The 12,020-nt window shown below is 65.7% G+C and carries 11 protein-coding genes; all 11 read left to right on the forward strand.

Features of this window, described 5'->3' with window-relative positions:
* Positions 1-29: 29 nt before the first annotated feature.
* The 11 genes from ATN00_RS14905 (at position 30) to ATN00_RS24230 (ending at position 11,956) form a co-directional block, all read left to right on the forward strand.
* A complete protein-coding gene (locus tag ATN00_RS14905; protein WP_030538173.1) occupies positions 30-719 on the forward strand; it encodes a cytochrome b/b6 domain-containing protein in 690 nt (229 codons plus the stop codon).
* A 78-nt stretch (positions 720-797) separates the two neighbouring features.
* Positions 798-1,475 (forward strand): response regulator, encoded by a 678-nt coding sequence (locus ATN00_RS14910; RefSeq protein WP_021246264.1) that lies wholly within the window; start codon positions 798-800, stop codon positions 1,473-1,475.
* Positions 1,472-2,488 (forward strand): sensor histidine kinase, encoded by a 1,017-nt coding sequence (locus ATN00_RS14915; RefSeq protein ID WP_021246263.1) that lies wholly within the window; start codon positions 1,472-1,474, stop codon positions 2,486-2,488. The genes ATN00_RS14910 and ATN00_RS14915 overlap by 4 nt, the downstream gene beginning before the upstream one ends.
* A 57-nt stretch (positions 2,489-2,545) precedes the next feature.
* Entirely contained in the window at positions 2,546-3,658 is a 1,113-nt protein-coding gene (locus ATN00_RS14920; protein ID WP_030093018.1) for an efflux RND transporter periplasmic adaptor subunit, read from the forward strand.
* A 9-nt stretch (positions 3,659-3,667) separates the two neighbouring features.
* Positions 3,668-6,739 (forward strand): efflux RND transporter permease subunit, encoded by a 3,072-nt coding sequence (locus ATN00_RS14925; RefSeq protein ID WP_030538175.1) that lies wholly within the window; start codon positions 3,668-3,670, stop codon positions 6,737-6,739.
* Positions 6,732-7,031, forward strand: a complete 300-nt coding sequence (locus ATN00_RS14930) for a DUF3240 family protein (protein WP_021246260.1) — start codon at positions 6,732-6,734, stop codon at positions 7,029-7,031. Before ATN00_RS14925 ends, ATN00_RS14930 begins: the two co-directional genes overlap by 8 nt.
* On the forward strand, positions 7,031-8,269 hold the full coding sequence (locus ATN00_RS14935; protein ID WP_021246259.1) for a TolC family protein: 1,239 nt from the start codon (positions 7,031-7,033) through the stop codon (positions 8,267-8,269). The genes ATN00_RS14930 and ATN00_RS14935 overlap by 1 nt, the downstream gene beginning before the upstream one ends.
* 60 nt (positions 8,270-8,329) lie before the next feature.
* Positions 8,330-8,728: a DUF2946 family protein gene (locus tag ATN00_RS14940; protein WP_231746293.1), complete on the forward strand. Its 399-nt coding sequence runs from the start codon at positions 8,330-8,332 to the stop codon at positions 8,726-8,728.
* Between the two features lie 109 nt (positions 8,729-8,837).
* Positions 8,838-11,030: a TonB-dependent receptor gene (locus ATN00_RS14945; protein ID WP_119035245.1), complete on the forward strand. Its 2,193-nt coding sequence runs from the start codon at positions 8,838-8,840 to the stop codon at positions 11,028-11,030.
* A 6-nt stretch (positions 11,031-11,036) separates the two neighbouring features.
* Complete coding sequence (locus tag ATN00_RS22960) at positions 11,037-11,753, forward strand: energy transducer TonB family protein (RefSeq protein WP_021690801.1); 717 nt, start codon at positions 11,037-11,039, stop codon at positions 11,751-11,753.
* A gap of 71 nt (positions 11,754-11,824) precedes the next feature.
* Positions 11,825-11,956, forward strand: coding sequence for a hypothetical protein (locus tag ATN00_RS24230; RefSeq protein ID WP_257720648.1), 132 nt, complete (start codon positions 11,825-11,827; stop codon positions 11,954-11,956).
* Positions 11,957-12,020: the final 64 nt, after the last annotated feature.

Raw genomic sequence — 12,020 nt, forward strand, 5'->3', positions numbered from 1 at the left:
TAGCCCTTCCAGCTGGAAAGGCGAACGTGATGACAAATTCTGAATATACAAGGACATTCAAGGTTTGGGACACGCCGCTACGGCTATTCCATTGGCTGCTGGTCCTAGCGATCTCGATCGCGTTTCTCTCTTCCGACGACGATAGTCCGATCGCATCGTGGCATATGGTCGCAGGATGGTCTGCTGCTGCCTTGCTTGCGTTCCGTCTGATCTGGGGCTTCGTCGGAGGCGAGCATGCCCGGTTCGTGAATTTCATTCGGCCAACAGCAATCGCCACCCATGCACGCGACCTTCTAGCTGGCCATCCTCGACGTTCCGTGGGTCATAATCCACTGGGCGCGATCGCAGTCGTGGCGCTGATCGGATTGACCGGAATCGTCATCTGGAGCGGCAGCAGCGTTGCGGCAGGCGGCATGGACAAAGACCTTCATGAAACCCTCGCCTACAGCCTGCTTGCTTTGATCGGGCTTCATGTCGGCGCCGTGCTGTTGATGTCGCTGCTCACCGGCGAAAACCTTGTTCGCGCGATGATCAGCGGCCGCAAGAAGAACAGCCTCTATCCGAATGTGCGTGAGGCTCGGGGACCAGGCTTGTTTGCGGCTCTACTTGGTGCCGCAGCGATCGTTCTGGCAATCATCGCCATTGTCATGGTGGATCCGACCGCCTTCGCGCCGCAGCAACGCCATTCCCATCACGGTTCGCACGAGGAAAGGGATTGAAAACATCGGTTGATGGTCTGGTAGAAAGCTTCAATCCTTCTTGCCTTTCGTTCCTGGTGGAAAGTCTACATTAAACCCATGCGCCTTCTCATCGTCGAAGATAATGAGCGAATGGCGGCACTGATCGCCGACGGTCTTCAGCGCCGGGGCTTCGTGTGCGATGTTGCCCATGATCTCGCACAAGCCGACGCTGCGATGGGCAGCGCGAGCTATGATGCCATCATACTCGACCTCGGCCTGCCCGACGGCGACGGGATCGACTGGCTCGCGAGCCGCCGAAAATATCAGCAGATGCCGCCTGCCATCATCCAGACCGCGCGTGGGGCGCTGGAGGATCGCGTCACCGGTCTCGATTCCGGCGCAGACGATTATATCGTCAAACCCTTCGAGATCGACGAGCTCGCCGCGCGCATCCGCGCCCTGCTGCGCCGGCCTGGCGTTCGAACCCAGCCCGTCATCGAAGTCGGCATGCTGCGTTTCGACACGGCAAGCCGCTCTGCCAGCATTGGCGATCGCGAGATCGACCTTTCGCGCCGCGAGGCGGACCTTCTGGAACTGCTGATGCGGCGAGCCGGCACGGTGGTCCATCGCGAAGTGATCGAGAACGCGCTCTACAGCTTCAACGATCCGGTGACCCCCAATGCGGTCGAAGCCGCCATTTCGCGTCTGCGCCGCAAGCTCGAAGACACGGGCGTGGCCGGCGCGCTCCATACCGTTCGGGGTGTCGGCTATATGCTGAAGGACGGGAAGGCATGACCGTGCAGCGCTCCATCTCACGGCGCCTCAAACGCGGTTTGGGCCTGATTGGTGTGGCGGGCACCGTTCTGCTGCTGGCGGCGGTCGCCTTCTTCTACAGTGTCACCTTCACACATCTCGATGCACGCGCGGCGATGATCCGCGCGATCAAGGAAATGCTTGAGCATGTCGCTCTGCCGCTTGTCGTCCTGCTCGTTCCCGTCGCGATCATGGTGCTCCGAGTGATCCGCCAGGCCTTCGCACCGCTGGAAGATGCCGCCGCCCGGATCGAGGCTGCACAGGGCCACGAACGAGGGTTCCGCATCGATGCGTCGCAAATGCCCGCCGAGGCGCTACCCTTCGTCTATGCGGTCAACGATCTGTTGGCGCGGCTCGATCAGGCCGCGCGGCGGCAGGAAGCGTTCGCCGCCGACGTCGCGCACGAGTTGCGCACGCCGCTCGCCCTCCTGTCTCTCGAACTCGACCGGCTTGACTATGACGACGCCGCGCGCCTCAAGGAAGACGTGGCGGCCATGCGCCGGCTGATCGACCAACTCATGCTGCTCGCGCAGATCGACGCGGCGGAGGCCGCCCAGACCGCTCCCGAACAGGTGTCACTCGCGGATGTGGCGAGCGAGGTCGTCAGCGCCGTGGCGCCGGGGATCATCGCACAAGGCAAGCTGATCGCGTTCGATACCCGCGGTCAGGCTGCGGTCGTGAACGGCAGGCGCGAAGCGATTGCGGCAGCGCTGCGCAATCTGATCGAGAATGCCGCGCGCGTGACGCCGGCTGGTGGCACGATCCAGGTCTTCGCCGGCCCCCACGCGCTATTGGGCGTGCGGGACGAGGGCCCTGGGCTGGCGCTCGAAAGGTTGCGCGACCTTGTGCAACGCCACCGCCGCGCCGACCATGCGAGCAAGGATGGCGCCGGCCTCGGCCTCGCTATCGTCGACCGGATCATGGCGGCCCATGGCGGCACGCTTGAGACCGATCCGGCCGACCGTGAACTGGTGCTGCGTTTTCCCGCGACCTGATCTTCAATCCTCATATCCCGTCAGGGTTCGGTCAGGAACGCTCCCTAGCCCGAGCGCATGTCCAGACGATACACCCTCATTGCGGGCGCCGCGACGATCGCCTTGATTCTATCAGGCCTGTGGTGGTTCGCCAGTCGACCGGTCGAGACGGGCAACTCCGCGCCGGCAAGCAACGCCCAACCGACAGATGGGATCCTGGCGGTGGATGCGCGCCGCGCCGCGCAGATGGGTATCCGCCTTATGCCCGCGACGGCAGCCGCGGATGCGGCGCTCGCCACCATCCCCGCGATGATCGAGCCTCCCGCCAACGCCCGGGTGGCGGTGGCCGCGACCTTTCCCGGCACCGTGTTGCGGACTCTCGTGGTCGAGGGCGACAGCGTGCGGCGGGGCCAGCCGCTGGCGATCATCGCCAGCCGCGACGTGCTGACGATCGGCGCGGACCTCAGCCGCGCGAACGCGCGGCGTGGCGTAGCCGAGGCCAATGCCGCGCGGCTCTCCCTGCTCAGCCGCGAAGGCATCATCGCAGGCGCGCGCGCTGACGAAGCCAATGCCATCGCAGCCGAGGCTCGCGCCGACGTTTCGGAAAAGTCGCGCATCCTGGCGATGGTGGGCGGTCATGGCGCCAGCGGCTCCTATACGCTGACGGCTCCTATCGCGGGTCGCGTCACCAGCGCCTCCATCCAGACCGGCAATCCGGTGGACGGCACCACCGCGCCCTATGTGATCGACGCGACGGATCGCTATGAAGTGGTCGGCCAATTGCCCGAACGGCTGATCGGGCAAGTGCGCCCCGGCATGAGCGTGCGGCTACTTCCCAACCTCACCGGCCGGATCGTCGCGGTGGGAACGGCCATCGATCCCGCGACCCGTTCGGCCGGCCTCAAGGCGGAGATTCCGGCCGGACCCGGTGTTGTCGCGGGGCGCGCAACCAGCATCGTCATCGTCGGCCCGGCGCCGGCGGGCGCGGTCAGCGTGCCCGATACGGCGGTCACCATGATCGACGGCAAGCCGGTTGTGTTCGTGACCGCGCGCGGCGGCTTTGCCGTGCGCGCCGTGACCGGCGGCAGCGGCAGTGATGGCCGCACGGTGCTGCTCTCCGGGATCAGGCCCGGTGAACAGGTGGTGGTTTCCGGTACGAGCGCGCTCAAGGCGCTCGCCACCGCGCAATAGGCTCTCCCGATGCTGCGTTCGCTTGTCGCCACCGCGCTGTCCTATCGTCTGCTCGTCCTGATCCTTGCCGCCGCCACGGCCGGGCTCGGGGTCTGGGCTTTTGTCAACTTGCCGGTCGATGCCTATCCCAACATCGCGCAGACCCAGGTGAAGCTGATCCTCAAAGCCCCCGGCATGACGCCGGAGGAGGTCGAGAGCCGCGTCATCACGCCGATCGAGACGGAGATGCTCGGCATTCCCAACCAGGCGATCCTGCGCTCGAGCGCCAAATATGCCATCGCCGACATAACCATCGACTTTACCGACGGCACCGACATCTACTGGGCGCGCCAACAGGTCGCCGAACGGCTGGCGGGCGTGACGGGCGATCTGCCTGCTGCCGTGACCGGCGGTCTCGCGCCGATCTCGACGCCCCTGTCCGACGTCTACATGTTCACGATCGAAGGGCCGCTGTCTCTCCAGCAGAAACGCGAACTGCTCGACTGGACGATCCGCCCGGCGCTGCGCACAGTGCCCGGCGTCGCGGACGTGAACGCGCTGGGCGGCTATGTTCGTACCTTCGAGGTCCGGCCTGATCCGGTGGCGCTGGCGAGCGCGAAGCTCTCGATCTCCGATCTGCGCACCGCGATCGAAAGCGGCAATCGCAATGACGGCGCGGGGCGCCTGACCGATGGCGAGGAATCGCTGATCGTCCGAGCCGTGGGCGCGATCCGCAGCGTGGAGGATCTGCAAACGCTGGTCATCGCCAGCCGGGACGGCCGCATCGTCCGCCTGGGCGACGTCGCCACAGTCGGCACCGGCAGCCTCACCCGCTATGGGGCGGTGACGCGCGGCGGCAAGGCCGAGGCGGTGGAGGGCCTGGTGATCGCGCTGCGCGGCGCGGATGCGCGGGCGGTGGTCGATGGCGTGCGGACGCGGCTTGCCGGGCTTCAGCACAGCTTGCCCGCAGGCACGCAGATCCATGTCTTCTACGATCGCTCCGATCTGATCGGGCGCGCGGTCGGCACGGTCGAGGAGGCGCTGCTGGAAGCGACCGTGCTGGTCGTCGTGCTGCTGATCCTGTTCCTCGGCGACTGGCGTGCGGCCACGATCGTCGCGGCGACCCTGCCGATGGCCGCGCTCATCACCTTCCTGTTCATGCGCGGCATGGGGCTGTCCGCGAACCTCATGAGCCTCGGCGGGCTCGCCATCGCGATCGGGATGCTGGTCGACGGCGCGGTGGTGGTGGTCGAGAATGTCGTCGAGCGCCTGAGCCATGCCCAGGGCGAGGACACGCCCCGACTCAACCACGTATTCCGCGCAACCAGCGAGGTGATCGTGCCGGTGTCGGCGGGCATCGTCATCATCGCGCTCGTGTTCCTGCCCCTGCTTTCGCTGCAGGGGCTGGAGGGCAAGCTGTTCGCGCCCGTCGCGCTCACCATCGTCTTCGCGCTCGCGGGCTCCCTGCTGCTCGCCCTGACGCTGGTGCCGGTCCTTGCCTCCTTCAGCCTCAGGAGCGGCCATCATGGTGAGCCATGGATCATGCGGCAGATCGGCCCACGCTACCAGGCGCTGCTCGACGCGGCGTTCGCGCACAAGAAGCTGGTCTATGGTCTCTCCGCCACCGGGCTGGTGCTGGCGGGCCTCGCTTATGGCGCGGCCGGGAAGACCTTCATGCCGACGATGGACGAAGGCTCGGTGATCGTGCAGCTTACCAAGCTGCCCTCGATCAGCCTGGACCAATCGGTGGCCGGCGACATGGCGGTGCAGCGCGCGCTCCGCACCGTGCCGGAGGTGGAGGACGTGATCGCCCGCGTCGGCTCCGACGAGATCGGTCTCGATCCGATGGGACCGAACGAGACCGACAGCTTCGTCCAGTTGAAGCCGCGCTCGCAATGGCGCGGGGACAAGGATTTCGTCGTCGGGGAAATGCGCAAGGCGCTGGACGGCCTGCCCGGTATCCAATCGAGTTTCACCCAGCCGATCGAGATGCGCGTCTCGGAGATGCTCACCGGCGCGCGCGGCGATCTAGCGGTCAAGATTTTCGGGCCTGACACCGCAACGCTCGCCGAGCTCGCGGGTCGGATCCAGCATATCCTGTCCGGCATCCACGGCTCATCGGAGGTCCTGACGGTCGCCAACGACAATGTGGACTATCTCCAACTCGACATCGACCGCGCGGCAGCGGGGCGGTTCGGGATGCCGGTCGACCAGCTCCAGGACGCGCTGCGCGGACAGGTCGAGGGCGTGCGGTCCGGGGTCGTGGCCGAAGGTCAGAAACGCATTCCGATCGTCATTCGCGGTGACGACGGCATCCGGAGCGATCCGGCCCGTTTCGCCGACCTGCAATTGCGCACGCCCGATGGCACGCTGGCGCGTGTCAGCGACATGGCGCGGGTGGAGCGCACGCAGGGACCGGTGAAGCTCGATCACGAGAACGGCTCGCGCTTCGCGCTGGTGCAGGCCTTCGTCTCCGGCCGCGATCTGGTCGGCTATGTCGATGAGGCGAAGGCGCAGGTCACCGCCAAGGTACGGCTACCGGCAGGCTACAGCATCGTCTGGGGCGGTCAGTTCGAGAACCAGCAGCGCGCATCGGCCCGGCTGATGATGGTGGTGCCCGTAGCGCTGGTGTTGATCTTCCTCGTCCTGCTGGCGGCGCTGCGCTCATTGCGCGCCGCGCTGCTGATCCTCTCCAACATCCCCTTCGCGATGGTCGGCGGGCTGATCTCGCTGTGGCTGTCGGGCGAGTATCTCTCGGTCCCGGCGTCGGTGGGGTTCATCGCCCTGCTCGGCATCGCCGTGCTCAATGGGTTGGTGCTGGTGGCCTATTTCCGCCAGTTGCGCGCCGACGGGGTGGGTATGGCCGAGACCGTGCGCCTGGGCGCGCAGCGTCGGCTGCGACCGGTGCTGATGACTGCCGGCATCACGGCCTTCGGCCTCGTCCCCCTGCTGTTCGCCAGCGGGCCGGGGTCCGAGATCCAGCGGCCGCTCGCGATCGTGGTGATCGGCGGCCTCATTACCTCCACTTTGCTGACGCTGGTCCTGCTGCCGATCCTGTTCGAGCGCTTCGGGGAAAGCGCCGGGGAGGCCGCTAATGCCTGACCTGCTGTTCACCCTCCATTGCGCCACCCGCGATACCGAGCTTCTCGTGGACGCGATCCGCGCCGTCTCCCCCACGCCAATCCATGTCCGCGGGGAAGCTGTGCGAGGTCGCGATTTTGGCGATGCGGGAACCGCCGAGCGCGTGTCGGGCGAATTGAAGCGTTCGACGCTCGAACTGATCGTGAGCGCGGACGCGGTGCCCGACCTGCTCCGCACCGTAAAAGACGCGCGGCGCGATCTGCCGGTCCGGTGGCGCACGACGCCCCTGCTCGATCATGGAAGGATCGCCTGATGCGGATCGTACTCGCCGCTCTCGGCCTTCTGACGGCCGCGCCTGCCCTGGCCCAGCATACCGATCTGCCGCCTGCCGACAAGGTCAACGAAGCGCTCGACAATCACCCCAGCGTCGCCGCCGCAATTGCGCGCGTCGAAGCCGCACGGGCACGCGGCGATATGCTGCGCAAAGGCCCCCACGAAGTGACGGTGAGCGGCAGCTACATTCGCCGAACCGTCGATCGCGAAGGCGGGTTCGACGAATTCGATACGACAATCAGCCGCCCATTCCGCCTGCCGGGCAAGGCCGCGCTCGACCGCGAAGCCGGTGCGCTCGGCATTGAGGTCGCGGAAAACCAGATGGAGGATGTCCGCCATCAAACCGCGCTGCTGCTGGCCGGCTATTGGCACGACTGGCTCACTGCGGGAAGCCATTATCGCAACGATCTCGACAGCGTCCGCGGGCTGGAGGAGGCAATCGCCGCCATAAAGCGGCGGGTCACGCTGCGAGACGCCGCCCAACTCGACCTCGACCAGGCGCAGGCGGCGCTGGCTCAGGCGCGCGCGCAGGCCGCATCGTCACTCTCGCTGCGCGAACAGGCGCGCGTGACCTTCGCAGCGTCCTTTCCGGAAATCCCGCTCCCCTCCGAACCACCAGAACTGGCCGACCCCATGCTGCCCGCCCAGGGGCTGGAAGCGATGCGCGACCTGGTAATCGAGCGCAGTCACGAGATCCGCGCCGCCGACAAGGAAGCGCAGCGTCTGAACGTGACTTCGCGTCGGGTGCGAGCGGATCGCATCGCAGACCCGAGCTTCGGCGTCCGCCTGTTCAGCGAGCGCGGCGGCGCGGAAGCCGGCGCGGGCGTGGTGGCTTTAATCCCGCTCGGCGGTGGCTATCGCAGAGCCGCAGCCGATCAGGCGTCAGCCGAGGCCAATGCCGCGCGCATGGAACTCGCGGCCGTGCAGCGCAGCATCGAGGCGACCGCCAATGCCGACCTTTCCAACGCGCACACCCGGCTCGATGCCTGGCGCAATGCCGACGCTTCGGCGCGCAGCGCCGGCGACGCCGCCGAAAGGACGGTGCGCGGTTACCAACTCGGGCAGATCGACCTCTCCGATATGCTCTATGCCCGCCGGCAGGCCAATGACGCGCGCCGAATGGAAATCGAGGCGCGCTCCGAAGCCGATCGTGCTCTGCTCAAGATCCAGATCGATTCCCACAGCATCTGGGCACCAGATGAAGCGGGGCACGACTAGCTAACATACGGCAAGCAAACATTCTCGACATGAAACGAGCCTGCACTTAGAGGATGCTGCGTGACCGAAGCTCGCAAATTCCTTGTCCGGCACCATTGGCTGTGCGCGCTCCTGCTAGGCGCTGCGCTGCTCGTGAAGGCGTTGGTGCCGGCGGGTTTCATGCCGGTCGTCTCGAATGGCGTGATCCTGGTCCAGCTGTGCTCGGGGCAAGGGCCTCAGAAGATCGCAATCAAGTTGCCGAGCAAAGGCGGCGAGCAGGACCATGACGAGCACAAGAAGGCGGAAGCGCCTTGCGCCTTTACCGGCCTGTCCTCGCCATCGCTCGCGGCCGTCGATGCGCTGCTCCTAGCCGTCGCCCTCGCCTTCATCCTCGCAACGGTTTTTCGGCGTCCAAACCGCCTAGTCCTCCGGCGCGGCACCTATCTGCGCCCGCCGGCGATCGGTCCTCCCACCACCTGATTCCTTCGACATTCCCCGTTGATGGGCGCCCCTCGCCGGGGCGCCGCATGTGAATCAGGATTCCGACATGACGATTATGCTTGATTCCGCGCATTGCGCGGCAACCACCATGCCTGCCTTCGCTCGCTCCACCAGCAAGCAACCAACTTTCAAGGTTCGCCTCGCCGGGAGCTTCGCTTTTCCCGCACTCGTCGCTGTGCTGGCGGGCGCCCCCATCTCGCGAGCCTTCGCCCAGGACGGGACGCCGCTGCCAGAGGTCGACGTTAGCTCGGCGAGCGAGGCGGGGTCGACGGTTTCGGGTGAGCGGCTTTCCCCCTCGCGCCTGCGCGACCTTCAGGTCGGCTCGAGCGATACCGCAGCGATCCTGCAAAGCGTACCCGGCGTCAGCGGCTATGGGGCCGGGGGCTTCTCGACCTTGCCGGTGATCCGGGGCCTTGAAGCGCAGCGCTTGACCGTGCTGGTCGACGGCGTGGCGATTGCCTCGGCCTGTCCGAACGATATGAATCCGCCCCTGTCCTACACCGATCCGCAAACCGTGAGCGCGATCGACGTCATTACCGGCGTTTCGCCAGTCAGCTATGGCGGCGACAGCATCGGCGGGATCATTCGCGTCGAGAGCGCTCCGCCCCGCTTTGCTAAGCAAGGGGAAACGCTGCTGACCGGCGAAACCTCGGCCTTCTATCGCAGCAATGGCGACGGGTTCGGCGGCGCCCTGTCAGTGACGGCCGCGAGCGACAAGGTCAGCCTGACTTACAATGGCTCCTACACTCAAGCCGACAATTTCAAGGGCGGCGGCTCGCTGGGCGTCGTGCGATCCAGCGAATATGCCAAGACCGACCACAGCCTCAATCTCGCAGCGCAAGTCAGCAACGGCCTGATCGAGCTGAAAGGCGGCTATCATTTCGCGCCCTATGAGGGTTTCCCGAACCAATATATGGACATGACGTCCAACAAGTCGTGGTTCCTGAACGGCCATTATGCCGGCGTCTTCGATTGGGGCAATCTCGATGTGCGGGCGAGCTGGCGCGACACCGACCACGTCATGAACTTCCTCGCCGACAAGGGCGGGACCGCGACCGGCGGGATGCCGATGAACACGGAGGTCCACAGCGCGAGCTATACCGTCCAGGCGGATATATTGCTCGGCGGCGGCACGCTGCGCCTGGGCAGCGAATTCCAGCATCAATGGCTCAACGACTATTGGCCGCCCGTTGTGGGCAATATGATGATGGGGCCGAATGCGTTCATCAACGTCAACGGGGCCAAGCGCGATCGGCTCGGCACCTTCCTCGAGTGGGAAACGCGCTGGGATAGCGGTTTCTCCCTCATCGCCGGCATCCGTAACGATCAGGTCTGGATGAACACCGGCAAGGTCGCGCCCTATGGCACCGGCATGATGCAGATGGCCGATGTCATGGCGGCAGCGGCGTTCAACAAGGCCGACCGCAAGCGCCACGACAGCAATTGGAGCGGCAGCCTGCTGGTCCGCTACGCGCTTTCGGACGGGGCGGATATCGAGATCGGCTATGCCCGCAAGGTTCGCTCGCCCAATATCTACGAGCGCTATAGCTGGGGCCGGGGCAGCATGGCGAGCCGCATGATCGGGTGGTTCGGCGACGGGAACGGCTATGTCGGCAACCTCGACCTTCGCCCCGAAAAGGCCGATACGCTGAGCGCCGCCCTGGCCATTTCCGGAGGCGGCAAGGATGGCTGGTCGTTCAAGATCGCGCCCTATTACACCCATGTCGACGAATATATCGACGCCTTTAAGCTGGCGGACTTCACCGACATGATGGGCAGTCCGACCGGGTTCGTTCAATTGCAGTTCGCCAACCAGAAGGCAGAGATCTACGGCATCGACATATCGGGCGCCGTGCCGCTATGGTCATCGTCGTCGGCCGGCACCGCGCGTCTGACCGCGCGCGCGAGCTGGCTGCACGGCCAGAATCTGACCGACCACGCACCGCTCTATCACCAGATGCCGTTCAATGCGGCGCTGAGCCTCGAGCATCGGATCGGCGGCCTCGAAACCCGGATTGACCTCGACATCGTGACGGAAAAGGATCGCGCCGATCCGACCCGCAACGAACCGCGGACGGGCAGCTACGCGCTGCTCAATGTCCAGCTCGCCTATCGCATCGACAAGGTTCGCCTGACGCTCGGCGCCGACAATCTGTTCGACAAGGCCTATTATGCTCCGCTTAGCGGCATGTCGCTCGGCGATCTGAAGGCGACCGGCGTGCGCCGCCCGGTTCCGGGCCGGGGGCGATCGGTCAACGCCGGGATCACGATTGCGTTTTGAGCGCCCATGCTCCCGAACTCGCACGACATGAACGAGGAGCCGAGGGCAGGCTATGGCCAGCCCTCGGCCTGGTCGCAGCGCCTGGGCGCGGGCCTTGCCGCCGCGTCATGCTGCCTGCTGGTGCTAGTGGCGCTCAATGCCAATCTATCGGGACGGCTGCGAATGACGCAGCCTGTGCAGGTGAGCCGCTTCCGGTTGTTTACCCCGTCGCCACCGTCACCACCGCCTTCAACGTTGTCGCGATCGCGGACAGACGAGGCCCGCCTATCGCCGGAGCGGCGCCCTGCGCACCCGCCCGAGCTGGCTACGACGGGAGAAAGAGGCGGACCAGCTTCGTCGCCTATACCCGCTGCTCCAGCAATCGCCTCTCCGTTCGCTGTCGCGCCGGTAAGCAGACCGCCCGCGCCGGAACCCGAGGTCGCGCCGCCGCAAGCCCAGGATGATAAGAAACAGTCCGCGCTTGCGGCCTATCAGCGCCAGCTCTGGGCGCGAATAGCCGCGCGCAAGCCCGCGGGGATCCACCTCGACGGGGTCGCAACGGTCCGCTTCATCGTCGGGGCTGACGGCGCGCTGATTGCCGTCGAGCTGGCCGGCAGCAGCGGGAATGCCGCGCTCGATCGCCTGGCGCTCCGCACGGTGCGCAATGCTGCTCCTTTTCCAACACCGCCTATGGGCGTGGAAAGCGAGCAGTTGGTCTTTACGATACCATTCAGCTTTCATTGAGGCCGCATGGCGGACGAGGATGGCTCGATCGTCAATAGGGCGACGCGCACACGTTCCAGAAACAAAACACGGTGATCGTCGCGAGCCTTGATGGCAGCCTGCGCCTCATCGACAAGAGCCTGTCCGGCACGTTGCCCATGCGTCTCGATCAGTGCGAGCGCCGCCGCTATTTCCTCGGAATTGGCAGCGTCACCATCGGATGAACCTTTCCCCGGAAGCCGAAGCGATAGCTTCTTGCGCGCCATATTATCACCCTTTTCTTGAATG

The sequence above is a fragment of the Sphingobium baderi genome (assembly GCF_001456115.1).
Taxonomy (GTDB): Bacteria; Pseudomonadota; Alphaproteobacteria; order Sphingomonadales; family Sphingomonadaceae; genus Sphingobium; species Sphingobium baderi_A.